Raw genomic sequence first — 26,920 nt, 5'->3', positions numbered from 1 at the left:
TCCAGGATCAGCGGCGGTTGTCGGTGACGAGGATGCGGTTCAGGGTCTCGATGTTGTCCACGCACTTGCCGGCGCCGAGCACGACGGCGTCCAGCGGGTTCTCCGCGACGTGGATCGGGATGCCGGTCTCGTGCCGCAGCCGCTCGTCCATGCCCTTGAGCAGCGCACCGCCGCCGGTCAGCACGATGCCGCGGTCGACGATGTCGCCGGCCAGCTCGGGCGGGGTCTTGTCCAGGGTCGCCTTGACCGCGTCGACGATCGCGGTGATCGGCTCCTCGATCGCCTGCCGGATGCTGGCCGAGGAGACCTTCACCGTGCGCGGCAGGCCGGAGACCATGTCCCGGCCGCGGATCTCGGAGTCCGGGCCGTCGGCTGTCGGGAAAGCCGAGCCGATGGTCATCTTGATCTGCTCGGAGGTGGCCTCGCCGAGCATCAGCGAGTACTCCTTCTTGCAGTAGTTCACGACCGCCTTGTCGATGGCGTCGCCGGCCACCCGGATCGACTGCGACGTGACGATGCCGCCGAACGAGATGACCGCGACCTCCGTCGTGCCACCGCCGATGTCGACCACCATGTTGCCGGTGGCGTCGCGGACCTCGAGGTTCGAGCCGAGCGCGGCGGCCATCGGCTCCTCGATGATGTACACCTTGCGAGCGCCGGCCATGTACCCGGCGTCGCGGACGGCGCGCTGCTCGACCGCGGTGATCCCGGACGGCACGCAGACCACGATCCGCGGCTTGGCGAAGTACCGGCGGCGGTGGACCCGCTGGATGAAGTAGCGCAGCATCTGCTCGGCGGCGTCGAAGTCGGCGATCACGCCGTCCTTGAGCGGCCGGATCGCGGTGATGTTGCCCGGCGTCCGGCCGATCATCTTCTTCGCCTCGTGCCCGAACGCGACCGCCTCGCGGGGTTCGTCGGTCCGGGTGGCGACCACGGACGGCTCGTTCAGCACGACGCCACGGCCCCGCACGTACACCAGGGTGTTCGCCGTACCGAGGTCGACCGCCATGTCCCGGCCGAGCATGCTGTTCGCCATGCAGGCCCCCTCCCGCCGATCAGGTCCCGGGTTCTCAGGCTAAGCGCGGACCAAGCGCCACCCAGGGACCGACACGACTCCGTCCGTCCACCACGCATCGTATCCGTACTCTCACTCCCGGCCAGCACGCGGGGCGCACCTGTGGACAACGGCGCACACCCCGCCGGTACGCCGGTCCTGGTACCCGCCGTACGGCGGCCCGAAGCCCCGTCGTACGCCGGGCCCGGGTGGTGCCGCCGGCAACGACCGGCGGCACCACGCGCCCCCAGATCTCGCCCCTCCCCTGACGGGCGAGCGCTCCTCCCTACAGGCGCGGCGAGGGGCTCCCGACGGCGGCCGCGCGGGCCGGAGCCGAAGACTCCTCGCCCGGCGAGCATGCCGGGTGGCGCATTCATGACGCTTTCTCCGCGCTTTCATGGCCGTGCTGGGGTCACAATGGCGCCATGGAATTCCGGCTGCTCGGACCGGTGGAGGTCCTCGACGACTCCGGCCGGCGGATCGAGCTGGCCGCGAACCGCCTCCGCGTGCTCCTGGCGACTCTGCTCCTGCAGCCCAACCGGGTGGTCGCCGGGCAGGAGCTGATGGACACCCTGTGGGAGGAGGACCTGCCCGCCCGGCCGCGCGCGGCTCTCCAGACCTACATGTCCCGCCTGCGGACCCTGCTGGGCCGTCCGCTCATCCGGACCGAGGCAGCGGGCTACGTGATCACCGTCGACCCGGCCGAGATCGACCTGACCCGCTTCCGCGACCTGGTCGAGGCCAGTACGACGACCGCCGACCCCGACAAGCGGATGCGTCTGCTGACCGAGTCGCTGGAGCTGTGGCGCGGTGAGCCGCTCGCGGGCCTGGCAGCGGGAGCGCTGATCCGTGACGCCGTCCCGGCCCTCACGGAGGAGCGCCTGCACGCGACGGAGCTTCTCCTGGCCGCCCGACTTGAGCAAGGGGACCCGGTCAGCGCGGAGCTGCGCAGCCTGACCCGCCGCTACCCGCTGCGCGAGTCCCTGTGGGCCCTGCTCATGCAGAGCCAGATCGGGGCGGGCCAGCCGGCAGATGCCCTCGCCACCTATAGCGAGGCCTCAAGACACCTGGCCGACGAGCTGGGACTCGACCCCGGTCCAGCGCTGCGCCGCCTCCACCAGGCGGTTCTCGCGACAGACGCCCGAGCAACCGCAGCCCGCACAGCCCACCAGACAGTCCCGCACCAGCTGCCGGCCGTCGGGCGCACCTTCATCGGCCGCGAGCAGGAGCTGGAGGAGCTGGACCGGGTCCTGCTTGGCCCCACCGGCTCAATAGCCGTCATCTCGGGCACCGCCGGGGTCGGCAAGACCGCCCTGGCCGTTCAGTGGGCCGAGCGCGCCGACTTCCCGGACGGCCAGCTCTACGTGAACCTGCGCGGCTTCGACCCCTCCGGCGAGCTCGTCGACCCCGCTGACGCCATCCGCTGCTTCCTCGACGCCCTGCAGTCCATGCCCGGTCGCATCCCTGCCGGCGAGGCCGCGCAGTCCGCTCTCTACCGGACCCTCCTCAAGGACCGCCGGCTGCTGATAGTGCTCGACAACGCCCGCAGCGCCGCGCAGGTCCGCCCGCTGCTTCCAGGTGGCAACACCTGCCGAGTCGTAGTGACCAGCCGCGACGCTCTCCCTGGTCTGCTCGCCACGGAAGGCGCTGCCCCGGTCAACCTCGACCTGATGAGCTGGGACCAGGCGGCTGCCCTCCTGGAAGGCGCTGTCGGCAGCGACCGCCTGAAGGCCGAGCCGGACGCCGTACAGGAGCTGATCGAGCTGGCGGCCCGACTCCCGCTCGCCCTGTCGCTCGTCGCGGCCCACGCTGCTGCCCACCCGACCTGGTCGCTCGGAGCGGTCGCCACCGACCTTCGGCGTACCAGGCAGGGACTGGACGCCTTCGCAGGCGAGGACGAGGCCACCGATCTCCGCGCCGTCTTCTCCTGGTCGTACCAGCTCGTCAAGGTGACCTCAGCGCAGGTGTTCAAGCTGTACGGCGCACATCGCGGCCCAGACCTCTCCGTCGACGCCGCAGCCGCACTAGCCGGTACGACGCCCGACCGCGTCGCCCCTGCCCTGGACGAGCTGGAGCGAGCCCACCTGCTCACCCAGCACTCCCCCGGGCGCTACTCCGCCCACGACCTGCTCCGCACCTACGCGACCGAGCTCGCCGCCGAAGAGCAGGCCCCGCTGCGCCGCCTGCTCGACTACTACCTCCGTACGGCGGACGCCGGCGACCAGTGGCTCCGCCCCCACCGCGACCCCGACGAACTGCCGGAGCCCGCCGGTACGCCGTACGCGCTGAGCTTCGGCGGCTACCAGGAGGCGTTCGACTGGTTCGAGCAGGAGTCCCCGAACCTGGTTGCCGTGGTCGAGCACGCCGTACGCCGTGGCTACGACGGCCACGCGACCCACCTGGCTCGGACCATGACCGGCTATCTGGAGCGCCGCGGCCTCTGGAGTACCTGGGTCGACGTGATGGGTACGGCGGTCTACGCCTGCGAGCGGTCCGGCGACGCATCTGCCCAGGTGATGGCCAGGCGCTACCACGCACACGCCCTGGCCCGGCAGCAGCGACTCCCCGAAGCCCAGTCCGAGGCCGAGCGCGCACTGGAGCTGGCCAAGGGCGATCCGGTCGCCCAGGCCTGGTGCGAGCGCATGCTGGCCTTCGTACTGGCCCAGCAGGACCGCCTGAAGGAGTCGTACGAGCACGACCTCGTCGCGTCCGACCTGTTCAAGGCAGCCGGCCACCGGACCGGCCAGGCCCTCGCGCTGAACTCACTGGGACTCCTGCACGCCAACACCTTCGGCGAGTACGAGCTGGCACTGCAGTACTGCCTCCAGGCCCAGCGGCTCTACCAGCAGGTCGACCACAAGCTCGGCGAAGCCGCCACCTGGGACCACCTCGGCTACACGTACCGCTGCCAGTCGGCGTACGGCGAAGCCATCGCCTGCTACCGCAAGGCTCTGTCGCTCTACCGCGAGCTGAACGACCTGTACTACCAGGCCCTCATGCTGCAGAACCTCGGCGACGTCCACCAGGAGCTCGGCGACCAGTCCGCCGCCCGCAGCTCGTGGCAGTCCGCCCTGACCCTGCTGACCGACCTGGACCACCCGACCGCGGAGGACCTGCAGGCCCGGCTCGGCTAGCAACATTTCCTGCCCCTCAAGCATCTCTTCACTCAGAGGCATCTTGGGACGGCTCCTGCCCGTACCTACTGATGCCAACACTCCTGGGGGGAGATCAGCTTGTCCTTCGCCGCGCCACTCTTCCTGTGGTACTTCCTGCCCGCGGTGCTGCTCGCGAGCTGGATCCTGCCGCACCGGGCCCGCAACGGCGTGCTCGCGGTCTTCTCGCTCGGCTTCTACGCGGTCGGCGGGAAGGAGTTCGTGCTGCTCCTGCTCGCGCTGATCGCGGTCAACTACGCCGCGGGGTTGGCGATCGGGGCCCTACCGCTGCGGCGCCGCAAGGCCGTGGTCGTCGCGACGGTCGCCGCCGACCTCGCCGTCCTGGCGGTGTGGAAGTACGCCGGCTTCGGCTCGACCGCGGTGCACTCGATCGCGCAGGGGCTCGGCCTCGGCGACACCCGGATCGTCAGCTTGGCGCTGCCGATCGGGATCAGCTTCTTCACCTTCCACCACCTCTCGTACGTCGTCGACGTCTACCGCGGCGTCCGGCTGCCGATGCGCAACCCGCTGACCTTCGTCACCTACATCGCGATGTTCCCGCAGCTCGTGGCCGGGCCGATCGTGCGCTACCACGAGATCGCCGACCAGCTCCGGGACGCGCAGCGCGATCGGCTCGCGGACTTCGCCGAGGGGTTCCCGCGGTTCGCCTGGGGCCTGTTCAAGAAAGTGGTGATCGCGGACTCGCTGGCCCCGCTGGCCGATGCGGCCTTCGCCACCAGCGATCCGTCGGCCGCGACGGCGTGGATCGGCGCGCTCGCGTACACCGGCCAGATCTACTTCGACTTCTCCGGCTACTCCGACATGGCGATCGGGCTCGGGATGATGTTCGGCCTGCGGCTGCCGGAGAACTTCGCCCGGCCGTACTCCGCGATCTCCGTCACCGACTTCTGGCGGCGCTGGCACCAGTCCCTGTCGCGCTGGTTCCGCGACTACCTGTACGTGCCGCTCGGCGGCAACCGCGGCGGGACGTTCCGCACGTACCGCAATCTCAGCATCGTCTTCCTGGTCACGGGGCTGTGGCACGGCGCGGCCTGGACGTTCGTGGTCTGGGGTGCGTTCCACGGGCTGCTGCTGATCATCGAGCGCGCCACCGGGCTCGGCCGATCCAACCGCTGGGCCGCGCCGCGACGCGCGATCACCTTCCTGCTGGTCGTTTTCGGCTGGGTCCTGTTCCGGGCCGAGTCGTTGCCGGCCGCCGGAAAGATGCTGCAGGCAATGGTCACCCCCACGAGTTGGACGCTCGCACCGGACGTCGCCGTCCTCCTGTCCGGGCACCGGATCGCGTTGCTCGTCCTGGTGCTCGCGACGGTGTTGCTCCCGGCAACGTGGGTGACCGGCCGGGTGATCGACGGGCTGCAGGAGGCGCCGGCCTGGGCCCGCCGGTCGCTCAAGGCCGTCGCGCTGGTGCTCACGCCGTACGCCGGGATCGTGGCGGTGGCCGGGACGTTCAGCCCGTTCTTGTACTTCCAGTTCTGACAGGGGGATGTGGGTGAAGCGAGGTCAGGTGGTCGCGGGGGTCGTCGCGTTCGTGTTCGTGTTCGGACCGGCCTTCGGGTACGTCGTCGGGTTCCGGCAGCCGCCGGTGGACAACCGCGCGATCGCGCCGGCACCGGCGGCCTCGGCCGGGTGGGACGCGCTGGACGCGGTCGGGCCGTGGGCGTCGGACCGGCTGGCGGGGCGGTCGACCGCCGTACGGGGGAAGTCGTGGTTCGACTTCCACGTACTGCGCGAGCTGCCGGCGTCGGGGAAGGTCGTTCGGGGGCCTAACGGTTATCTCTTCCTCGGCGAGGACTTCACCAAGGCGTGCCAGCAGACGCCGGGTTTCCGGCAGGGACTCGACGGGCTCGCGGCGCTGGCCGAGGTGATCGAGCGGTCCGGACGGAAGGTCGTTTTCACCGCGGGGCCGAACAAGTCGTCGGTGGTCCAGCCGCCGTCCGTCGTACCGGAGGGGCAGTGTGCGCTGGACGGGATCGCCTCACAGAACGCGACCCTCGATGCGTACGAACACCCGGCCTGGCTGGGACTGCGAGAGAAGCTGACGAAGTCGCAGACCTACTGGAGGACCGACTCGCACTGGTCGGGCCCCGGTGCGGCGGTGTTCGCGCAGGAGCTGGCGAAGAAGCTGAACGTCACCGTGCCGGTGCGGACCACGCCGGACCGGGTGACCAAGACAGCCGACCTGAACGTGCTGCTCGGACTGACCGGGACGGAGACACCCCCGTCGCTACAGGTCTCGACCGGTACGACGGTCACGCCGCAGCAGGGCTACGACGCGTTCGACCCGACGAAGGTCCTGTACGGCGTCGAGCGGTGGAAGACGACACCGGCGACCGGGCTGGTCGCCGGGAAGTCGGTGATCATCGGCGACTCGTTCAGCTACTTCGCGCTGGGCAACCTGCGCCCGCTGTTCGCCGACGGGACGTTCCTGTGGACCGGGCACGTCAGCGAGGCCGAACTGATCGCGGCGATCAAGGGCGCCGACACGGTGGTGCTGCAGATCGTGCAGCGGTCGATCACGCCGGGGCACGCGTTCGCGACGAAGGCCTTCCGGGACAAGGTAGCGGCGGCGCTGCGCTGAAGACTCCGGCCCGGTGCGGACCCCGAGGGCGGTCGCACCGGGCCGGGCTGGACAGCAAGTGCCGCCAGTACGTCGTACGGCGTACTGGGCTAGCTCAGGGCAGGTCGGGGAACCAGAGCTTGATCTCGCGCTCGGCCGACTCCGGGGAGTCCGAGCCGTGCACCAGGTTCTCGCGGTTGGACAGCGAGTGGTCGCCGCGGATCGTGCCCGGGTTGGCCTTGCGGCCGTCGGTGGCGCCGTTCAGCGCGCGGACGACCTCGATCGCCTCGTCGCCCTCGAGCACCAGGGCGACCAGCGGGCCGCTGGTGACGAACGTGCGCAGCGGCGGGTAGAAGTCCCGCTCGACGTGCTCGGCGTAGTGCTGGTCGGCGGTCTCGCCGTCGATCGTGCGCAGCTCCATCGCGACGATCGACAGCCCCTTGGCCTCGAAGCGGCCGAGGATCTCCCCGACCAGGCCGCGGCGTACGGTGTCGGGCTTCAGCAGGACAAGGGTGCGCTGCGACATGTCACTCTTCTCTTTCTCGAAGGCTTCTCTGAAAGTCTCGGGTCGCCGAGCCTAACCGGCGGCCCGGGCCTGCGCGGCCTTGGCCTCGTCGATCCGGCGGCCGAGCACGATCGCCATCACCCAGAACGCCGCGAAGGCCAGGCCGAGCACGAACATCACCGGTACGACGAAACCGAGGCCGACCGCGCCGACCTGGACCACCCAGCCGAGCACGTAGCCGACCCGGTTGCGCAGCAGGCCGGTCGCGACGATCGCCAGCACGGCCAGCCCCAGGCACAGCGGCAGCGCCGTACTGGCGTCGACGTCGGCGACCGAGATCATCACGATCGTGGCCAGCGCGAGCACGATCGACTCGAACCCGAGCACGATCGACGCCATCGACCTCATCGGGTCGCTTCCTTCGGCGTCCGGACCAGCAGCTTGCGGGCCTCACCGGCGGTGATCACCGAGCCGGTGATCAGGACACCGCCGCTGCCGAAGGCGATCGCGTTCTGCTCGGCCAGCCGCAGCGCCTCGTCGATCGCGTCGAGCAGGCGCGGCCTCACGACGACCCGGTCCTCACCGAACACCTCGGCGGCGATCTCCCCGAGCTCCTCGGCCGGCATCGACCGGTCGAAGGAGTTCCGGGTCACGACGATCGTCTCCATGATCGGCTCGTAGGCCTCCAGTACGCCGTACACGTCCTTGTCCTTCATCACGCCGATCACGCCGATCAGCGGGTTGAACGCGAACGCCTCGGACACCGTCGCCGCGGTCGCCTCGGCACCGTGCGGGTTGTGCGCGGCGTCGACGATGACGGTCGGACCGGTCCGGACGACCTCCATCCGGCCGGGCGAGGTGGTCTCGGCGAAACCGGCCTGGACCAGCTCGGTGGTGACGCGGCCCTCGGTCTGCTCGGTCGCGCCCAGCAGCGCCTCGACGGCGGCCAGCGCGGTCGCGGCGTTGTGCGCCTGGTACTCGCCGTGCAGCGGGAGGAAGATCTCCTCGTACTCCGCCGCGAGGCCCTTGATCGAGATCAGCTGCCCGCCGACCGCGACCGTCCGGCTGGTGACGCCGAACTCCAGCCCCTCGCGCGCGACCTGCGCACCGACCTGGTTGGCGCGGCGCTGCAGGACCTCCAGCACGTCGAGGCTCTGCTGCGCGATCACCGCCGTACCGCCCGGCTTGATGATCCCGGACTTCTCGCCGGCGATCGTGACCGGGTCCGTGCCGAGGATGTGCGCGTGGTCGACCGCGATCGGCGTGATCACCGAGACGACGCCGTCGGCGACGTTGGTCGCGTCCCACGTGCCGCCCAGGCCGACCTCGACGATCGCGACGTCGACCGGGGCGTCGGCGAAGACCGCGAACCCCATCGCCGTGATCACCTCGAAGAACGACAGCGGGTGCTCCTGCTCGGCGTCGACCACGTCCAGGTACGGCGCGAGCTCGGTGTAGGCCTCGACGAACTGCTGCTCGCTGATCGGTTCGCCGTTCAGCGTGATCCGCTCGCGGACCGACTCCAGGTGCGGGCTGGTGAACCGGCCGGTCCGCAGCCCCGCCTCGCGCAGCAGCGAGTCGATCATCCGCGCGGTGGAGGTCTTGCCGTTGGTCCCGGTCAGGTGCACGACCGGATAGGTCTTCTGCGGGTCGCCGAGCAGCTCGGTGAGCCGCTGGACGCGCTCCAGCGTGGGATCCATCTTGGTCTCCGGCCAACGGGCCTGGAGTTTCGCCGACACTTCGGCGTACGTGAGGTCGCTCATCAGGAGCCCAGTCTAGGGCGCTGTGGATATCCGGTCGGAGCATCCCTTGACAACCACTACGATTGTGCGCATGACCGAGATCTCCCGCGTTCCCGACAAGCCCACCCTCGAAGGCCTCGAGGAGAAGTGGGCCGCTGTATGGCGCGACCAGGAGACCTACGCGTTCGACCGGACGGCCGAGCGGGCCGACGTCTACTCCATCGACACGCCCCCGCCGACCGTCTCCGGCAAGCTGCACGTCGGTCACATCTTCAGCTACACCCACACCGACCTGATCGCGCGCTTCCAGCGGATGCGCGGCAAGAAGGTCTTCTACCCGATCGGCTGGGACGACAACGGCCTACCGACCGAGCGCCGCGTCCAGAACTACTACGGCGTCCGCTGCGACCCGACCCTGCCGTACGACGCGTCGTTCGTGCCGCCGGACAAGCCGGACCCGAAGAAGCAGATCCCGGTCAGCCGGCAGAACTTCGTCGAGCTGTGCGGCGAGCTGACGCACATCGACGAGCAGGCGTTCGAGGCGATGTGGCGCCAGGTCGGCCTGAGCGTCGACTGGTCGTACCTCTACACCACGATCTCCGACGACTCCCGCCGGACCTCGCAGCGAGCCTTCCTGCGCAACTACGCGCGCGGCGAGGCGTACCTGTCCGAGGCGCCGACGCTGTGGGACGTCACCTTCCAGACCGCGGTCGCGCAGGCCGAGCTGGAGGCGCGGCCGTATCCGGGTGCCTACCACCGCATTTCGTTCCACGGTGCCGACGGCCCGGTCTACATCGAGACCACGCGACCGGAGCTGCTGCCGGCGTGTGTCGCGCTGATCGCTCACCCGGACGACGACCGCTACAAGGACCTGTTCGGTACGACGGTCCGCTCGCCGCTGTTCGATGTCGAGATCCCGGTCCTGGCGCACCCGGACGCCGAGATGGACAAGGGCGCCGGGATCGCGATGTGCTGCACGTTCGGCGACCAGACCGACATCACGTGGTGGCGTGAGCTGCAGCTTCCGGTCCGCACGGTCATCGGCCGGGACGGGCGCATCCTGCGCGAGACCCCGGAGTGGCTGACCGGCTCCGCGGCGTACGAGGAGCTGGCCGGCAAGACCACCTTCAGTGCGCGGGAGCTGATCGTCCAGAAGCTGCGCGACAGCGGCGATCTGGACGGCGAGCCGAAGAAGACCGAGCGGATGGCGAACTTCTTCGAGAAGGGCGACAAGCCGCTCGAGATCGTCTCCACCCGCCAGTGGTACATCGCGAACGGCGGCCGCAGCGAGGACCTGCGGCAGGAGTTCGTCGACCTCGGCAAGGAAGAGGAGTGGGTGCCCGAGCACATGCGGCACCGCTACCAGAACTGGGTCGAGGGCCTGAACGGCGACTGGCTGATCTCCCGCCAGCGCTTCTTCGGCGTCCCGTTCCCGGTCTGGTACCCGATCGCCCACGACGGCGAGCCGGACTACGACCACCCGCTGCTGCCGCGCGAGGAAGACCTGCCGATCGACCCGACCTCGCAGGTCCCGTCCGGGTACGACGAGTCCCAGCGCGGCAAGCCGGGCGGTTTCCAGGCCGACCCCGACGTGATGGACACCTGGGCGACGTCCTCGCTGACCCCGCAGATCGTCTGCGGCTGGGAGCGCGACGCGGACCTGTTCGCGCGCACCTTCCCGATGGACCTGAACACGCACGCCCACGACATCATCCGGACCTGGCTGTTCTCCCGGGTGGTCCGCGCGCAGTTCGAGAACGGCACGCTGCCGTGGAAGCGCTCGATGATCTCCGGTTTCGTCGTCGACCCGGACCGCAAGAAGTTCAGCAAGTCCAAGGGCAACGCGGCGTTGCCCGACGACATCCTGAACAAGTTCGGCTCCGACGCGGTCCGCTGGCGGGCCGCGATGGCCCGGCCGGGCCTGGACTCGCCGTTCGACGAGTCGCAGATGAAGGTCGGCCGGCGGCTGGCGATCAAGGTCCTGAACGCGTCGAAGTTCGTGCTCGGCTTCGGGGCGACGTCCGCGGACGCCGCTGCCGTCACCGAGCCGGTCGACCTGGCGATGCTGCACAAGCTGCGCCAGACCGTCGCGGAGGCGACCGCCGCCTTCGACCGGTACGACTACACCGGCGCGCTCGAGGTCACCGAGCGCTTCTTCTGGACGTTCTGCGACGACTACGTCGAGCTCGTCAAGGAGCGCGCGTACGGCGGCCAGGGCGACGCCCCGGCGGCCTCCGCCAAGGCCGCCCTCGCGGTCGCCCTGTCGGTCCAGCTGCGCCTGCTCGCGCCGTACCTCCCGTTCGCGACCGAAGAGGTCTGGTCGTGGTGGCAGGAGGGCTCGATCCACCGGTCGACCTGGCCGGTCGCCGACGTCGACATCGCGGTCGCCGACCAGGACCCGGCCGTCCTGGACGCGGTCGCCGAGGTCCTGGCCGGGATCCGCGGCGCCAAGTCGACGGCCCAGGTCTCGATGAAGACCGAGGTCAGCAAGGCCGAGGTCACCGGCCCCGCCGCCCGCCTCACCCTCGCCGAACGCGCCGAGAACGACCTGCGCGCCGCCGGCCGGATCACCGGCGAGATCCTCTGGAGCCCCGAGGACACCGCCGAGTCCGTCACGGTCGTCGCGACCCTCTGAGAGATTCCGGTACGCCGCTGACGCCCGCCTCCGCACCCGGAGGCGGGCGTCACGGCTTTCACCCCAACGACTACGCTGCGAAGCCAGTCACCCAGATGTGGAACCATCGGCCCGACCCCAGGCCAGTCCGAAGGAGCAACCCGTGAGCGACGAGAACCAGCCCCCCACCCCGGCTGCCTCCGGCCCTGCGGACCAGCCCCCGAAGAAGCCTGGACGCCGTACGGCGAAGAAGAGCACTCCCCGGGCAGCGAAGAAGGCCGCGCCGGAGTCACCGGAGCTACCGTTCGACGGGCCGGCGGGGTCCGCGGCGGCGGATGCGTCGGCGGCGGGGTCTACGTCGAAGGCGGCCGCGGCGTCGAAGTCCTCTGCGCGGTCCCCCCGCAAGACCACCTCAGGTCGAGGTACAGCCTCCTCCAAGCCGTCCACCACAGGCCCGGATACTCCGGGGGCCACCCCGGCCGCGACCACGCCAGCAGCCTCGTCGCCGTCCGGCTCTCCGGCGTCCCCGGCCTCCGGCTCTCCGCCCTCCGCGTCGCCGTCCTCCGGCTCTCCGGCGGCTGCCTCCGCCGCGGCTTCGTCATCTCCCGCCGCAGACTCATCGCCGAAGTCCTCGCCTGAGACGTCCTCGGCGTCTCCCACCACCGCATCCACGGAGCCCACCGCACCCGCCACGGAGTCCGCCGCGACGCAGCCCACGGCCACAGCGCCCTCTACACCGGCCAGCCCGGCCAGTAAATCTGCTGGCCCGAGGGCCGGACAGACGCCGATGCCGGCGCAGACCCCCATGCCCGCTCAAACACCGATGCCTGCTCAGACTCCTCTCCGCCCGCAGCCCGCGGACCAGCCCGCAAGCTCGGCCAAGGACACCTCCTCGGCCAGCGGCTCCACATCCGCCGCCACGGGCACGCAGTCGGCGGCAGGCTCGACTACCGCGGCATCCAGCAAGCCCTCCACCAGCCCCTCCGGAAGTCCTACTGCTGGTGCAGGCAGAACCCCCAGCAGCCCGGCTGCTGCAGGCGCGACCCCTGGCAGCACGACTGCCGATGCAGGCGCGAGTTCGCGCACGCCTGCCACAGACTCCGGCGCACCCACCGCGTCCCCTTCCGCAAGCGCACCGGGCACAACGCTCGCCGGTGGCCCCGCGGCGGCACCACCCGCAAGCACCTCCGACACGGGACCTATCAGGCGTCCACCGGTGGCAACACCTGCGTCAGCCAACCCTGCAAAGCCGTCGACCGCATCTGCTACTGACACGCCGCCCGCTCCTGCACCGTCGACGTCTGGTGCAGCTGCCACGGATGCGCCGACACCCACCCCGACCAGCTCGCCGGGCGTCAGGCCCGCCGACGAACCGCGAGCAACTGGTTCGACCGGCACGACACCTGCTGACGAGGAGAGGCCAGCCGGTACTGGTGCCACCGGTGGACCCACGGCAACTGGTTCTGCTGGTACGACGCTTGCTGGTGGGCCTGGAGCAACACCTCCGACTGCTGGAGCGGCGACGCCCGAGGCGACTGCGGCAAGGCCTGCAACTGGCGCAGGCACCGCCGCGGGTGCTGGGTCAACCGCTGGCGCAGACGCCGCTGCTGGGTCAACTGCTGGCGCAGGCACCGCCGCAGGCGCTGGGGCAACAGCTGGTGCAGGCACCGCCGCGGGTGCTGGATCAGCTGCTGGCGCAGACGCCGCCGCGCGTACCGGGTCAACCGCTGGCGCAGGCACCGCTGCTGGGTCAACTGCTGGCGCAGGCACCGCCGCAGGCGCTGGGTCAACAGCTGGTGCAGGCACCGCCGCGGGTGCTGGATCAGCTGCTGGCGCAGACGCCGCCGCGCGTACCGGGTCAACCTCTGGCGCAGGCACCGCCGCAGGCGCTGGAACAGCTGCTGGCGCAGACGCCCCCGCGCGTACCGGGTCAACCTCTGGCGCAGGCACCGCCGCAGGCGCTGGAACAGCTGCTGGCGCAGACGCCGCCGCAGGCGCTGGGGCAACAGCTGGCGCAGACGCCGCCGTGGCCAGTGCAGCGGCCGCGGCGGGCACAGGCAGCGCGGCGGGCGTCGGTCAGGGGAACTCGGCAGGTGTCGGCACAGGCAGCTCGGCGGGTGTTGCTGGACCAGGCAGCACAGCCAACGCCGGTAGAGCTGCCGCAGCGGGTGCCGCTGGCACGGGCAGCGCGGTAGGTGCCGCTGCCACCGGCAGCGCCGCAGGTGCAGCTGGCACGGGCAGCGCCGCCGGTACCGCGGGCACGGGCACGGGCAGCGCGAAGGCTGCCGATGGTGGGGCTGCGGCGAAGGCTGTGGGCCGGGATTCTGCAGGGTCGGCGGGCGCGGCGACGGCCGATGCGGCTGGAGCGAAGGCTGACGGTCGGCCTGCGGCAAAGGCTGCGGGCGGGCCTGCTGCGGGAACGACGACCGGAACAGCGGGCGCGGGAACGACCGCCGGAACAGCGGGCGCGGGAACGAACACCGGGACGTCGGGCGCTGCGACGACCGCGTCGGCCGGAGCGGCCGGAGCGGCCGGAGCGACCGGAGCGACCGGAGCGACCGGAGCGACCGGAGCGACCGGAGCGACCGGGGCAGCCGGAGCGAAGGCTCCCGCTAGCCCACGCGGAAAGGCTCTCGACAGCGGCCCCGACCCCCGCCCCGGTGGTGGGAAGACTTCCCCGGGTGGCGCACCCAAGCGGTCCTGGCGGCGGAATCCTTGGGTGACTGTCGGCGGTGTGCTGGTGGTTCTGCTGGTGCTGGCCCTGTTCGGGTACATCGGTGGGCTCGGTCCGATGAATCGGCTCAACACGGCGCGCGGGATCACCCCGCCGACCGCGCTCGCGGGGCTTGATCGGATCACCGATCCCGAGCTCCGTGATCAGTTGAAGCTGGATCAGACGCGAGAAGCGCTCAGCCGGATCAACGACGGGAAGCAGGCGACCGTCGAGGCGTACGGCGATCTGAACGGCGAGCGGATGTACGTCGTGATCGCGTTGCGCGGGAAGGTGGACATCGACAAGACGATCAGTGACTCCGGTGCGAAGCCGGATCAGGTGAAGCAGGTCGGGGCGTCGACCTGCGTCGCGTCGACCGACACGCTGCCGACGCAGTGCTACCGCGGGTCGAACACGTTGACCGTGATCGTGCAGGCCGCGAACGACGGGGTGAGCGTTGACGACGTCGGCCCGGTGTCCGACGAGGCCTTCACCGCCATGAAGTAAGGAGAAAGCCGCCGATCCCCCGCGCAAGACCAGGGGACCGGCGGCCGAGTTCACCGAGAGGTCAGAAGCCGAACGCCGCAAGCTCCAGCGCAGGCTCGGCGGCCGCCGCGCGCGACTTCGCGAGCGGGGTGAACGGCTTGTGGTCCTGGGTGCAGGTCGAGTTGTCGGCCGGCGCCTTCAGCCTCACCAGGTAGTCGGTGATCTTCTGATCGACGCACGCGCTGATCCCGATCGTCGCGTGGCCGTAGCCCTCGACCGTGACCATCCGCGCGTCCGGGTACAGGTCGGCGTACGGGCGGGTGGCCTGGTACGGCGTCGCCGGGTCGTGGCGGGTGCCGAAGACCAGGACCGGCGACTTGACCGAGTTGTCCCACGGGCCGAGGAACGCGTCGGTGTCGCGGACCGGCATGAACTCGCACGCCAGGCCGACCCAGGCGCGCAGCGCGCCGAAGTGCGGGGCGCGACGGTTCGCGTCCGCGGCGAACTGCGAGTACGCGAGCGGCCGGCCCGACTGGTGCGCCTCGATGCACGGCTGGAGCGCGGAGCCGAGACCGCTGTACTCCTCCTGCCGGCGATTCCACTCGCCAAGTACCTTCCCAGCAACAGAAGCTGCCGCGGCCGAGCGACCAGCAGGCGCGGGCGCAGCAAGCTCAGCGAGCGTCGCCGCCAGATCCGTCCAGGCCAGCGGCGAGTACAGGTTCTGGAAGATCAGGAACAAGGCGGTCTGGTAGCTCACCGTCATCGTCGTACCGTCCGGCAGCGGAACCTCCGCCGGGTCCGTCTTCAGCCGCTGCAGCAGCTTCTCCGCAACCGTTGCCGGATCACCCAATGCCGCCAGCGCACACCGCTCGGCGCCCGCCTTCTTGCACTCGGCAAGGAACTGCTGATAGGTGTCCGCCGATCCCTCACCCTGCCGAAGCCGTACGCCGACCGGCCGCCGGTCGCCGTCCGAACCGGAGTACCAAGAAGGTGACAGCGTCCCGTCGAGCACCAGCGCACGCACGTTGCCCGGGAAGAGCTTGGCGTACGTCGCGCCGAGGTACGTCCCGTACGAGTACCCGACGTAGCTCAGCTTCTCGTCGCCGACCGCGCGCCGCAGCAGATCCATGTCGCGGGCAACGTTCGCGGTCGAGAAGTGGGTCAGCCGGTCCGGCGACGTGGTCATGCAGCCGACGGCCGCGCGCAGCATCACCCGCGTGTAGGCCTTGGTCTGGGCAGCTCCCACAGGGAACGGCTCGATGCCGGTGAACGCCGCGTTCTCCTCGGCGGCGGTCGGGAAACAGGTGACCGGGTCGGACTGGCCGACGCCACGCGGGTCGAAGCCGAGGATGTCGAACTTCGCCCGGACCTCCGGCGTGTACGCGATCTCGGCGGCCTGCTGCACGAAGCCGACGCCGGGTCCGCCAGGCCCACCCGGGTTGGTGAACAGCGTCCCGATCCGCTGGCCCGACGCGGGCAGCCGGGTCAGCGCGATCGTGGTCGTCGCACCGCGCGGCCGGTCGTAGTCGGTCGGCACCTCGACCGACGCGCACTGGAACTTCGCCAGCGCGGGATCGCTCCCGCAGCTCTTCCACGCGATCTTCGGTACGGCGACGCGCGCGGACTTCGCCGCCTCACGCCGTACGAGCGCCTCGTCAGCCGCCGACGAGGTGGTAGCAGCGGTCGGAGCAGCACCAGCCGCAGAGGTGGCAGGCGCCGCGACCGCAGGCGCGAATGCGGCCGGCACGGCTACGGCAGCGGCGACGGCCAGGGTCAGAGTGGTCCTCGTGGTTCTTCGCACGGTTCTCCCTCACTCGTGGACGGGCGCGAGCGGCACCCATCCCTGACGCTAGGCAACGAAGCCGTCCGCTCGCGTCCACCCAAAGGCTGAGACCTCCATCCGCCTAGCGGAGGTCGAACGGCCGGCGATTCTGCGCACAGGTCGCGCCGTCGGCCGGCCGCTGCAGGTTCACCAGGTACTGCGTGATCGCGGCGTCGGCACACGCATTCTTGCCGATCGTGGTGTGCCCCCAGCCGTTGATCGTCAGCAGGTGCGCGTCGCGGTAGAGATCGGCGTACGGGCGCGTGCCGGCGTACGGCGTCGCCGGGTCGTGCCGGGTCCCGATCACCAGCACGGGCGCGTCGGTCTTCAGCTTCGTCCACGGACCGCGGACGGCGTCGGTGTCGCGGATCGGAAGGAACTCGCAGGGCTGCCCGACCCACGCGCGCAGCCGGCCGAAGTGCGGGGACTTCTTGTCGGCCGCGTCCGCGATCGCCTCGTACGCGAACGGCCGCCCGGTCTGCTGCGCCTCGACACACGGCTGCAGGCTGCCGCCGATCGAGCTGTAGTGCTCCTTGCCCGCAAGGAGTTTCGTGGTCGTCGCGGAGGCTCTGGCACTTCGCCGGCCGCTCAGCTCAGCCAACGTCTCCGCCAACCCGGGCCAGCCGGCCGGCTCGTAGAGCTCGGTGAAGATGATGCTGACCATCGTCGCGTAGGTGATCGTCACCTTCGTCCCGTCCGGCATCGTCAGCTCTCCCGGCTTCGTCTTCAGCCGCTCGAGCACCCGCTCGGCCACGATCCCCGGGTCGCCGAGCTTCGCCAGCGCGCACTGCGCCGCCCCGGCTTTCCGGCACTCGGCCTTGAACTGCGCGAAGACCTCCGCGGCTCCCTTGCCCTGCCCGAGCCGAACCCCGAGCGGGGCGTCGTTCGCCGCCGAACCGTAGTACGACGACGGCTTCCACGCCCCGTCGATCGCCAGCGTGCGGATGGTGTCCGGGAACAGTTTCGCGTAGGTCACCCCGAGGATCGAGCCGTACGAGTAGCCGATGTAATTCAGCTTCTCGTCTCCGACCGCCTGCCGCAGCAGATCCAGGTCGCGCGCAACGTTCGCCGTCGAGTAATGCGCGAGCCGCTCCGGCGAGGTCTTCGTGCAGCTGCGCCCGATCGTGGCGTTGAGCGCCGTCAGTTGCCGGACCTCGGCGCGGTTCATCGGGAACGCGATCAGGTTCGCCGTCGCGGCGTTCTCCGCGGCCGCCGTCGGGAAACACGTCACCGGATCGGACTGCCCGACCCCACGCGGGTCGAAGCCGATGATGTCGAACTTGGCCCGGACCTCCGCCGTGTACGTCGTGAGCGCGTTCTGCTGAACGAAGGGAATACCGGGCCCACCAGGTCCACCCGGGTTCGTGAACAGCGACCCGATCCGCTCGCCGGACGCGGGCAGCCGGGTCAGCGCGATCGTCGTCGTCGCGCCCCGCGGCCGGTCGTAGTCCGTCGGCACCTCGACCGACGCGCACTGGAACTTGGCCAGCGCGGGATCAGTCCCACAACTCCCCCATGCGATCACCGGTACGCCGGGCCCGCGCTCCGCCGTACGGGCCGCGGCGGCGCCGGCAGGGACAGCGAGTCCGGCGACACCAAGGACAACACCCAGTCTTCGAACCAGCGGACGCACGGTGGTCTCCTTCGCTCAGGCAACAGATCTCCCGCCCACGCTAGGAACCGCGCGCCTCACAAAACGTCCCCCAACGGAAGGAAGCCGGCCCTCCGCCTCTCAGCGGATGGCCGGCTTCCTCGCCGGAGTACGGGAATCTCAGGCGGTCTTCTCGCGCCGCTCGCGCTTGCGCTCGATCTGGTCGCGCGGGATGAGCGTCGGGTTGACGTTCTCCAGGACGACCTCGCCGGTGACGACGACCTTGGCGACGTCCTCGCGGCTCGGCACCTCGTACATCACGTTGAGCAGGACTTCTTCCATGATCGCGCGCAGACCGCGGGCACCGGTGCCGCGCAGCAGAGCCTGGTCGGCGATCGCCTCGACCGCGTCCTCGCTGAACTCCAGCTCGACGTTGTCGATCTCGAACAGCCGCCGGTACTGCTTGACCAGCGCGTTCTTCGGCTCGGACAGGATCTTGATCAGCGCGTCGCGGTCCAGCGGCGACACGGTGGTGATCACCGGGAGCCGGCCGATGAACTCGGGGATCAGGCCGAACTTCAGCAGGTCCTCGGGCATCACGTCGGCGTAACCACCGGCCTCGCGCGGTGCCTCGACCTCGTTGCTCATGCTGAAACCGAGGGTCTTCTTGCCGACCCGCGCCTCGACCATGTGCTCCAGGCCGGCGAACGCCCCACCCACGATGAACAGCACGTTGGTGGTGTCGATCTGGATGAACTCCTGGTGCGGGTGCTTGCGTCCGCCCTGCGGCGGCACACTCGCGGTGGTGCCTTCCAGGATCTTCAGCAGCGCCTGCTGGACGCCCTCACCGGAGACGTCACGCGTGATCGACGGGTTCTCGCTCTTGCGGGCGATCTTGTCGACCTCGTCGATGTAGATGATCCCGGTCTCGGCCTTCTTGACGTCGTAGTCGGCCGCCTGGATCAGCTTCAGCAGGATGTTCTCGACGTCCTCGCCGACGTACCCGGCCTCGGTCAGCGCCGTGGCGTCCGCGATCGCGAACGGGACGTTCAGCATCCGGGCGAGCGTCTGCGCGAGATAGGTCTTGCCGCAGCCGGTCGGGCCGATCAGGAGGATGTTGGACTTCGCCAGCTCCACCGCCTCGTCCTTGGCGTGCCGGCCGGCGCTCGAGGAGCCTTGACCGTCACGGACCCGCTTGTAGTGGTTGTACACCGCTACCGCGAGCGCCTTCTTCGCCACGTCCTGTCCGACGACGTACGCGTTGAGGAAGTCGTAGATCTCCCGGGGCTTGGGCAGCTCCGTCAGACCGACCTCGGAGCCCTCGTTCAGCTCCTCCTCGATGATCTCGTTGCAGAGATCGATGCATTCGTCGCAGATGTAGACGCCGGGACCGGCGATGAGCTTCTTGACCTGCTTCTGGCTCTTCCCGCAGAACGAGCACTTGAGCAGGTCGCCGCCGTCACCTATGCGTGCCACCGGGACAGATCCCTTCTCTCACTAGCTGAGGCCGGCCGAGCGACCCTGGACACCTTGGCCGTCTCGGACCTTGATCCGACGGTACCCCGCTCCGGGCCCTTACGCCGCTCTGTCCACAGCGTCGCGAGTACGCCTGTGGCGAACGGGAGGCCCTTGACGGGAGGTCCGGCGGATCCTAGGGTCCCTCCGGCCGTCGCCCGGGCGGGGAACCCGGAGGCCCGCCGCGGTCCCGGTGCGGTGCACCGAGGCCGGCAGCGGGCCAGGGCCGGGTCAGGCGCCGACCGGCACCGGGGCCTTGCGCGACTCCAGGACGGAGTCGATCAGGCCGTACTCCACCGCCTGCGCGGCGGTGAGGAACTTGTCCCGCTCGATGTCGCGGGACACCTCCTCGATGTCCTTGCCGCTGGCGTCGGCGAGCATCTTCTCCAGCAGCGAGCGCAGGCGCAGGATCTCGTTCGCCTGGATCTCGATGTCGCTGGACTGCCCGTAGGTGCCCTCGGTGGCCGGCTGGTGAATGATGATCCGGCTGTTCGGCAGCGCCATCCGCTTGCCCGGCGTACCGGCGGCCAGCAGCACGGCCGCGGCGGAGGCCGCCTGACCGAGGCAGACCGTCTGGACGTCGGACTTGATGTAGCGGATCGTGTCGTAGATCGCGGTCAGCGCCGTGAACGAGCCGCCCGGGGAGTTGATGTAGATGCTGATGTCGCGGTCGGCGTCCATCGACTCCAGGCACAGCAGCTGCGCCATCACGGCGTTCGCGATCTCGTCGGTGATCGGCGTGCCGAGGAAGATCGTGCGCTCCTCGAACAGCTTGGTGTAGGGATCGACCCGGCGCATGCCGTACGACGTGCGCTCCTCCCACTGCGGGATGAAGTAGTTCATGCGGTGTCCTTAGGAACGAAGTGGGAGATCAGGAGTTCGGGCTGTCGCTGGTGAGCTGGGCGGCACTGGCCACGACGTGGTCGATGAAGCCGTACTCCTTGGCCTGGTCCGCGGTGAACCAGCGGTCCCGGTCGGCGTCGGTCTCGACCTGCTCCAGCGGCTGGCCGGTGTGCTCGGCGATCAGCTTGAACAGCTGGGCCTTGATGTGCAGCGACTGCTGCGCCTGGATCTTGATGTCGGACGCCGTTCCGCCCATACCGCCGGAGGGCTGGTGCATCATGATCCGCGCGTGCGGCAGGGCGAAGCGCTTGTCCTTCGCACCGGCGCAGAGCAGGAACTGGCCCATCGAGGCGGCCAGGCCCATCCCGACGGTGGCGACGTCGTTGGAGATCCACTGCATGGTGTCGTAGATCGCCATGCCGGAGTCCACCGAACCACCGGGGGAGTTGATGTACAGCCAGATGTCCTTGTGGGGGTCCTCGGCGTTGAGGAGCAGCATCTGAGCGCAGATCGCGTTCGCGTTGTCGTCGCGAACCTCGGACCCCAGGAAGATGATCCGGTTGCTCAGCAGGCGCTGGTAGATGTGGTCGTCGAGTCCGCCGGATCCGTTGCCGCCCGCGGCGGTGGGGCTGGCTGCAAATGTCTCGTTCACGAAGCCGACATTACTGGGCGACGGCGACAGAGCTAAGGGCGGTGGGCAGGTGTTCGCTCACGGCGCACCGTGTCCGCCCTGAGCGAATGGTGCCGCTGGGGCTGGGAGAGCATGGGGGGATGTTGCTGCGGCCGATGCTGGAGTCCGACCTCGACGAGCTCCTGGTGGTCCAGGAGGAGGGTGCGGTGCTCGGGCTGGGGGCGGTCTTTCCGCAGGAGTCCTATCCCTTTCCCCGCGACTCGATCAGGGAGCGGTGGGCGCTGGAGATCGGGGATCCCGTGATCCGCGCCTGGGTGGCGCTCGACGGGGGTCGGCTGGCCGGGTTCGCGGCGACTCGGTACGACCAACTGCTGCACTTCGGGACCGCGGTGCCGAGCTGGGGCTCCGGGCTGGCGTCGGAGCTGCACGACGCGGTGATCGACGGGCTGCGGGCGGACTGGCCTGCGGCGCGGCTGCACGTGTTCGAGGGGAATCAGCGGGCTCGGCGGTTCTACGCCAAGCACGGGTGGGTGGCGACGGGGAGTAGCACCCGGTCGGCGTTCCCGCCGCGGCCGGTGCTGCTGGACTACCGGCTCGAGTTCGCTTAGGCGGTACGGCGTACGGGCGCAGTTCGGCGTACCGGATGTGAGAACGCCCCGGATCCGTAGGGATCCGGGGCGTTCTCAGCGGCGTACTCAGGCCTTGGCAGGCTCCTCGGCCGGGGTCTCCTCGGCGGCGGCCTCGGTGACGTCGACGGCGTCCGGGTCGGCGTACGAGCCGTCCGGGAGCAGGGTCTTCAGCTCGACCTCGTTGCCGGAGGCGTCGGTGACCTTGGCGTTCTCGACCAGGTAGGCCAGCGCCTTGCCGCGGACGACCTCGGACACCAGGCTCGGGACCAGGTTGTTCTCGACGGCGTGCTGGGCGAACTGGTCCGGGCTGACGCCGGAACGCTGCGCGTGCCGGACGATGTGCTCGGTCAGCTCCTGGTCGTTGACGCTCAGCTCCTGCTGCTCGGCGACCAGGTCCAGCACGAACTGCGCCTTGATGGCGTCCTCGGACCGCTTCTTCAGGTCCTCGTCGAACTCTTCCTCGGTCTGCTCCTCGCCCTCGAGGAACTGCGCGAAGTCCATCCCGGAGTAGCCGAGCTGCTGGTCCAGGTTCTCCCGGCGGGCGGCGACCTCGTCGGTCAGCAGACCGTCCGGCACCGGCACCTCGACCAGGGTCAGGATCTTCTCGAGCACGGCGTCGCGGGCGTCGCCGGCCTGCTCGAGGCGCTTGCCCTTCTCCAGACGGGTCCGGACGTCGGCCTTCAGCTCGTCGGCGGTGTCGAACTCCGACGCGGTCTGCGCGAAGTCGTCGTCGAACGCCGGCAGCTCCTGCTCCTTGACCGCGGTGACGGTCACGGAGACGTCGACGTCCTCGCCCTTGAGCGCGCCGCCGACCAGCTGGGTGACGAAGGTCTTGGACTCACCGGCGGTCAGGCCGAGCACCGCGTCGTCCAGGCCGTCGAGCAGCTGACCGCTGCCGACCTGGTACGACAGGCCGGTGGCCTGCGCCTCCTCGATCTTCTCGCCGTCCTTGGTGGCCGACAGGTCGAGGGTGATGTAGTCGTTGTCGCCGACCGCGCGCTCGACCGGGTTCAGCGAACCGAACCGCTGCCGCAGCGACTCGATCTGCTCGTCGATCTCCTCGTCGGAGATCGCGATGTCCTCGACGGAGGCCTCGAGACCGGTCAGCTCCGGCAGCTCGATCTCCGGACGGACCTCGACCTCGGCGGAGAACTGCAGGCTCTCCTTGTCGTTGAACTCGGTCACGTCGACCTCGGGCCGGCCGATCGCCTTGACCTGGTTGTCCTGGACGGCCTGCGAGTACAGCTTCGGCAGCGCGTCGTTGATCGCCTCTTCGAGCACCGGGCCGCGGCCGACGCGCTGGTCGATCACCTGCGGCGGGATCTTGCCCTTGCGGAAGCCCGGGACGACGATCTGGCTGCCAATGCTCCTGTACGCCGCGTCGAGGCTCGGCTTGAGCTCCTCGAACGGCACCTCGACGATGAGCTTGACCTTGGTCGGGCTCAAGGACTCGACGGTGCTCTTCACGGTGGCGGTTCTCCTTGGTCGATGACGTTCGCGGCACGCCCGGACAGGCCGCACCACAGGTACTGCAGGGGTTTGTCGGGGCGACAGGACTCGAACCTGCGGTCTCCTGCTCCCAAAGCAGGCGCGCTAGCCACTACGCTACGCCCCGCAGTGACCGAACGAGTCTAGTGGACGCGGAGGCATGCTCGCGCCCCCACCCCTCTTGTGGAGCGTACCGGGGTCGATCAACCCGCTCCCGGGAACCCGTTTTGAGCCCGGCCCTCGGATGTGAAATCATGACGCCGTACCCGGGAAACCGGTGCACGCGGGTGTAGCTCAATGGTAGAGCCCCAGTCTTCCAAACTGACTACGCGAGTTCGATTCTCGTCACCCGCTCAGAACGCGAGAGGCCCCTAGCCACAAGGATTCTGAGGCTAGGGGCCTTTCATCTTGTCTAGCCCGGTTCGGGCGGCGAGCGATTAGCCAGCGATTAGGCCGTGGGGACCAGCACCCCCGCCGCCCCGTCATCGTCGTCCGGCTTGCCCTCGGAGATGGCTTTGATTTCGCCTTCAACTAGCTCGTTGAGCTTGTCCGCGATCTCCCGCGCGCGCTGATCTGTCGCGTGCTGGTAGATCAGCGCTGCACGCATCGTCGACTGCCCCATCCTCTGCATCAGCTCCTTGGTCGACGCGCCACTCCGCGCAGCCAGGTGGTTGCCGGTGTGACGCAGGTCATGAAAGCTGAATCCGGCGGGCAGGCCGGCATCCTTCACTCGCTGAGTCCATCGGACGGTTGACCTCCAGCTCCCGCGCTTCGGAGTCCCACCCCGCTCCCCCACGAACACGAGCGCGTCCGCCTGGCTGCCGACGTAGTCATCGAGATGCGCGGCGAGCGGCTGCACGAGAATCGCCGGGATGGTGACGTGACGCTCACTGGCTTCCGACTTCGGCGGCACCAAGACGAGCTTTCCGCCTTTCAGCTCGGCGAAGGCCCGCGCGACGTGAATGGTGCCTGCGTCGAGATCGAGATCTTGCCGGCGAAGCGCGATCAGCTCGCCCCACCGCAGGCCGGTCAATCCAGCCGTCAGGATGAAGGCGAACCATCGGCCGTCGAGGATCGTCGCCAGCGCCCACACCTGTTGAACGGTCGCAACTGCCCGCTCGCGTCGACGTGCTTTGTCGGCACCCTTGATGCGGCACGGATTTTGCCGAATCAGCTCGTCGTCGACGGCTGTCGACAGGATTGCCCGCACCAGCCGGTACGCCTTGGCCGCCGCATCCTCAGAGCGACCCGAGTCCAGCAGGTCCGACCTCCAAGTACGGATGACGTTCGGCTTGATCTGGGCGACCTCACGGCGACCCAAGCCAGGTTTCACGCTGACGCGGTAGATGCGTTCGTACTCCTCCCTTGTGCGCGGTCCAAGCTTGTGCTCCTTGATCCATCGAGTCGCGTAATCGTCGAACAGCTCGCGCCCAAGGTCAGGGTCCATCCAGTCGCCTCGAATGAGTTCGGCGCGCTTCACCGTCAACCACACGTCCGCCGAGGTCTCGTCCGGGAAGGTGTGGTCAGCGAATCGGCGGATGCCATCCGGACCGAGGTAACTGGCCTGGACCCGACCGGAGTTGAGAACCCGAATGGCACCGAACTTGCGCTTTCCAGGTTTGTTGGCCATCAGGCAGCCCTCCCCCGCGCGATCGGCTGCACCGTGTTCGCCTTGACGTATTCGGCGATTGCCGATTCAGGAATCCTGACGTTGCGGCCGACCCGGACGAACCGGATACGACGCTGTGCGATGAGCCGTCGCGCCATGCGTTCTGAGCCGGCCCCGAGGTACGGCGCGGCTTGAGCGACTGTCAGCAGCCGATCCATGATTGATGTCCTCCCGTGTCATGCCGCCACGTCGGCGGGGCGATGGTCAGTTGCCGAATTGGTGTGTCTGGTGGTGGTGTGCCGTCGCGTGCGCGTTGTTTGGCTTGCTCGTAGTCGGTGCGCCAGCGGATGCGTTTGGTGATGGCGTAGGCCATGACTTCTTTGTGGGTGGGCACGTCTTCGTCGCCGGGGCGGATCGGTGTCCAGATGAACCGTGGTTGTTCGTCGTCGCTGGTGTTCTGGGTGACCGACAGCGCGCCTTGGTCTTCCATCTCGACCCCGGCAGCGGCGAGGGTTTGGCGGACGACTTCGGCGCGGTCGGCGCGGTGGTCGGTCAGGGTCTTGCCGGTCCATTGGCGGGAGACCAGGACGCGCCGGCCACCGATGCCGAGGTGTTGCCGGTCATGAGCCTTCGAGTCACATGCGCCCGGGATAACGTTGCCGTCGGCATCTTTCGGGGTGATGCCGTACAGGAGCCAGTTCGCGCACGTGGGTGAGCAGGGCAGGACCTTGACGTGTTGGTGAAGGCGGATCATGTGGTCGAGCTGGGCCGGGTGGAGGTCGTCGGGATCGTCACCGAAGGTCTCCGAGATCGCCTTGCCGAGGTACTTGGTCAGGTAGCCGATCGCGCGGCCGACCTTGGAGTGCTTGCCGGTGTCGTCATCGGCCACGATGCCCTTGTAGTCGAGCTGGGCACCGAACCGGACCACGTGTGCGGGCCGTGCTTCCTCGTCAACGGCCAGGTCATCCAGGGCCGCATCCCAGGTCGGCAGCAGGACGCCCGTAGCTGGGTCGAGAAAGCGTTCGGCCAGCTCGTCCCACACCGGCAGGTCCTGGCCCGTCTCCGGCCCGTACAGCGGGGTTTCGTGGGCGGGCCACCACACCTGGTGGTAGGTAGCGTTGAGGACCTGCCGGACGGTGTCACGCGGGATAGTGCCCCGGACCGCCATGTGCAGGTGCGGCGCGAGTCGCTTCTGCGGTTCGACCACCGCGAAGTACTGGGCCTTGTAGCCGGCGCAGCGGCGCAGATTCTGAATGAACCGGTCGACGCCCTTCGCAAAGTGGAGAGCGTCCAGGGCGGCGCGACGGTAGTCGTAGGTGTCGGGGTCGAGCGGTGTCGACAGCAGCGGTGAGTCCTGGCCGTGGTGGACTCCGCAGCCGCACGGGACCAGGCCCTTGCCGGGCACCCGGTACGGGAGTCGGTGGGTGGGGCCGTAGGAGTCGCAGGTCAGGGTGAGGAACATCGACGGCCGGTAGGTCTTGCCGTTCGGGGCGTGGAACGAGGTGCCTACGGTGCGTTTGTCCATCGGCAGCCGGGGAAGGTCCGGGGCGTCTTGACGGCGGCGGGTCGAGCGGACACGGCGAGCGGTCTCGTCGCCCGGCGATTCTTCCTCGTCGCTGTCCTCGGTGTCGTCGGTGTCGTCGGTCAGGTCGTCCTCGAGGTCGGCGTCCAGCTCCGGGGCCTCGACTTCGGTGTCGCGGTGCCAGCCTTCGCGGCATTGCTGCATTCGCAGTCGCCGGTTCGCCTCAGCGCACGGCGGGCACTTGCTGGCCAGGGTCGCACCGCAGGAGACCCCGACGACGCGTTCGGTGCCGGTCTCGGTGTCGAGGACCCGGTTGAGGATCGGCCGGACGCAGACGCCGTTGGTGATGGCGAGGTCGCGGACGACGTCGAGGGGGAAGCGGTCCAGGGTGATCTTCGGGGACTTCAGTGCCGTGGTGCCGGTCAT

Annotated in this window: 21 protein-coding genes and 2 tRNA genes; 8 read left to right on the top strand and 15 right to left on the bottom strand. The window is 69.4% G+C overall.

The genetic code is table 11. The features are described 5' to 3' along the window. Positions 1 to 7 precede the first annotated feature (7 nt). Complete coding sequence (gene mreB, locus HDA39_RS01515; RefSeq protein ID WP_273481446.1) at positions 8 to 1,036, bottom strand: rod shape-determining protein; 1,029 nt, start codon at positions 1,034 to 1,036, stop codon at positions 8 to 10. Between the two features lie 443 nt (positions 1,037 to 1,479). Here mreB and HDA39_RS01510 point away from each other — a divergent pair, with 443 nt between their 5' ends. The 3 genes from HDA39_RS01510 to HDA39_RS01500 all read left to right on the top strand — a co-directional run bounded on the left by HDA39_RS01510 (position 1,480) and on the right by HDA39_RS01500 (position 6,805). Next, the gene (locus HDA39_RS01510) at positions 1,480 to 4,188 is read left to right on the top strand and encodes an AfsR/SARP family transcriptional regulator (protein WP_184793442.1); all 2,709 of its coding nucleotides are present in this window, start codon (positions 1,480 to 1,482) and stop codon (positions 4,186 to 4,188) included. Between the two features lie 99 nt (positions 4,189 to 4,287). Next, positions 4,288 to 5,703, top strand: coding sequence for an MBOAT family O-acyltransferase (locus HDA39_RS01505; RefSeq protein ID WP_184793441.1), 1,416 nt, complete (start codon positions 4,288 to 4,290; stop codon positions 5,701 to 5,703). A 13-nt stretch (positions 5,704 to 5,716) separates the two neighbouring features. Then, on the top strand, positions 5,717 to 6,805 hold the full coding sequence (locus HDA39_RS01500; RefSeq protein WP_184793440.1) for an alginate O-acetyltransferase AlgX-related protein: 1,089 nt from the start codon (positions 5,717 to 5,719) through the stop codon (positions 6,803 to 6,805). A 94-nt stretch (positions 6,806 to 6,899) separates the two neighbouring features. Here the strand turns inward: HDA39_RS01500 and ndk are convergent, their stop codons facing one another. Genes ndk through HDA39_RS01485 form a run of 3 tightly spaced genes read right to left on the bottom strand, consistent with a single transcriptional unit; the run spans position 6,900 to position 9,052 of the window. After that, positions 6,900 to 7,310: a nucleoside-diphosphate kinase gene (gene ndk / locus HDA39_RS01495; protein WP_184793439.1), complete on the bottom strand. Its 411-nt coding sequence runs from the start codon at positions 7,308 to 7,310 to the stop codon at positions 6,900 to 6,902. A 51-nt stretch (positions 7,311 to 7,361) separates the two neighbouring features. Beyond that, positions 7,362 to 7,697, bottom strand: coding sequence for a DUF4233 domain-containing protein (locus HDA39_RS01490; protein WP_184793438.1), 336 nt, complete (start codon positions 7,695 to 7,697; stop codon positions 7,362 to 7,364). Further along, on the bottom strand, positions 7,694 to 9,052 hold the full coding sequence (locus tag HDA39_RS01485; RefSeq protein WP_184793437.1) for a bifunctional folylpolyglutamate synthase/dihydrofolate synthase: 1,359 nt from the start codon (positions 9,050 to 9,052) through the stop codon (positions 7,694 to 7,696). Before HDA39_RS01485 ends, HDA39_RS01490 begins: the two co-directional genes overlap by 4 nt. A gap of 70 nt (positions 9,053 to 9,122) precedes the next feature. Between HDA39_RS01485 and valS the strand changes: the two genes are divergently transcribed. Then, positions 9,123 to 11,666: a valine--tRNA ligase gene (gene valS, locus HDA39_RS01480; RefSeq protein WP_184793436.1), complete on the top strand. Its 2,544-nt coding sequence runs from the start codon at positions 9,123 to 9,125 to the stop codon at positions 11,664 to 11,666. 87 nt (positions 11,667 to 11,753) lie between these two features. Here the strand turns inward: valS and HDA39_RS01475 are convergent, their stop codons facing one another. After that, entirely contained in the window at positions 11,754 to 12,317 is a 564-nt protein-coding gene (locus HDA39_RS01475; RefSeq protein ID WP_184793435.1) for a hypothetical protein, read from the bottom strand. Between the two features lie 770 nt (positions 12,318 to 13,087). On the opposite strand from HDA39_RS01475, the gene HDA39_RS01470 reads away from it, so the two are divergent. Beyond that, complete coding sequence (locus HDA39_RS01470) at positions 13,088 to 13,840, top strand: hypothetical protein (protein WP_184793434.1); 753 nt, start codon at positions 13,088 to 13,090, stop codon at positions 13,838 to 13,840. Between the two features lie 524 nt (positions 13,841 to 14,364). After that, positions 14,365 to 14,865 carry a hypothetical protein gene (locus HDA39_RS01465; RefSeq protein WP_337925590.1) on the top strand — a complete coding sequence of 167 codons (501 nt, stop codon included), beginning with the start codon at positions 14,365 to 14,367 and terminating at the stop codon, positions 14,863 to 14,865. 61 nt (positions 14,866 to 14,926) lie between these two features. On the opposite strand, the gene HDA39_RS01460 is transcribed toward HDA39_RS01465, so the two are convergent. From HDA39_RS01460 to HDA39_RS01440, 5 genes are all read right to left on the bottom strand, one after another. Further along, a complete protein-coding gene (locus HDA39_RS01460) occupies positions 14,927 to 16,645 on the bottom strand; it encodes an alpha/beta fold hydrolase (protein ID WP_184793433.1) in 1,719 nt (572 codons plus the stop codon). Between the two features lie 103 nt (positions 16,646 to 16,748). After that, positions 16,749 to 18,299, bottom strand: coding sequence for an alpha/beta fold hydrolase (locus HDA39_RS01455; RefSeq protein ID WP_184793432.1), 1,551 nt, complete (start codon positions 18,297 to 18,299; stop codon positions 16,749 to 16,751). A gap of 138 nt (positions 18,300 to 18,437) precedes the next feature. Continuing rightward, positions 18,438 to 19,733, bottom strand: coding sequence for an ATP-dependent Clp protease ATP-binding subunit ClpX (gene clpX, locus HDA39_RS01450; protein WP_184793431.1), 1,296 nt, complete (start codon positions 19,731 to 19,733; stop codon positions 18,438 to 18,440). 270 nt (positions 19,734 to 20,003) lie between these two features. Further along, positions 20,004 to 20,615, bottom strand: coding sequence for an ATP-dependent Clp protease proteolytic subunit (locus HDA39_RS01445; RefSeq protein ID WP_184793430.1), 612 nt, complete (start codon positions 20,613 to 20,615; stop codon positions 20,004 to 20,006). A 28-nt stretch (positions 20,616 to 20,643) separates the two neighbouring features. Then, positions 20,644 to 21,267 (bottom strand): ATP-dependent Clp protease proteolytic subunit, encoded by a 624-nt coding sequence (locus HDA39_RS01440; RefSeq protein WP_184793429.1) that lies wholly within the window; start codon positions 21,265 to 21,267, stop codon positions 20,644 to 20,646. 119 nt (positions 21,268 to 21,386) lie between these two features. On the opposite strand from HDA39_RS01440, the gene HDA39_RS01435 reads away from it, so the two are divergent. Continuing rightward, complete coding sequence (locus tag HDA39_RS01435) at positions 21,387 to 21,854, top strand: GNAT family N-acetyltransferase (RefSeq protein WP_184793428.1); 468 nt, start codon at positions 21,387 to 21,389, stop codon at positions 21,852 to 21,854. A gap of 87 nt (positions 21,855 to 21,941) precedes the next feature. Here the strand turns inward: HDA39_RS01435 and tig are convergent, their stop codons facing one another. Further along, entirely contained in the window at positions 21,942 to 23,342 is a 1,401-nt protein-coding gene (gene tig, locus HDA39_RS01430) for a trigger factor (protein ID WP_184793427.1), read from the bottom strand. A 75-nt stretch (positions 23,343 to 23,417) separates the two neighbouring features. Further along, positions 23,418 to 23,490 (bottom strand) — tRNA-Pro (locus HDA39_RS01425). Between the two features lie 156 nt (positions 23,491 to 23,646). Between HDA39_RS01425 and HDA39_RS01420 the strand changes: the two genes are divergently transcribed. Continuing rightward, positions 23,647 to 23,717 (top strand) — tRNA-Gly (locus tag HDA39_RS01420). A gap of 94 nt (positions 23,718 to 23,811) precedes the next feature. Here the strand turns inward: HDA39_RS01420 and HDA39_RS01415 are convergent. From HDA39_RS01415 to HDA39_RS01405, 3 genes are read right to left on the bottom strand one after another with little or no spacing between them, the layout of a single operon-like run. Further along, on the bottom strand, positions 23,812 to 24,993 hold the full coding sequence (locus tag HDA39_RS01415; RefSeq protein ID WP_184793426.1) for a tyrosine-type recombinase/integrase: 1,182 nt from the start codon (positions 24,991 to 24,993) through the stop codon (positions 23,812 to 23,814). Beyond that, the gene (locus HDA39_RS01410) at positions 24,993 to 25,190 is read right to left on the bottom strand and encodes an excisionase family DNA-binding protein (RefSeq protein ID WP_202892834.1); all 198 of its coding nucleotides are present in this window, start codon (positions 25,188 to 25,190) and stop codon (positions 24,993 to 24,995) included. The genes HDA39_RS01415 and HDA39_RS01410 overlap by 1 nt, the downstream gene beginning before the upstream one ends. Further along, positions 25,175 to 26,920 carry a replication initiator gene (locus tag HDA39_RS01405; RefSeq protein ID WP_184793425.1) on the bottom strand — a complete coding sequence of 582 codons (1,746 nt, stop codon included), beginning with the start codon at positions 26,918 to 26,920 and terminating at the stop codon, positions 25,175 to 25,177. Before HDA39_RS01405 ends, HDA39_RS01410 begins: the two co-directional genes overlap by 16 nt.

Origin of the sequence: Kribbella italica, assembly GCF_014205135.1 — a bacterium.
Lineage (GTDB): Bacteria > Actinomycetota > Actinomycetes > Propionibacteriales > Kribbellaceae > Kribbella > Kribbella italica.
The sequence above is the reverse complement of the archived record's forward strand: the minus strand, read 5'-3'. Positions and strand labels throughout refer to the sequence as shown.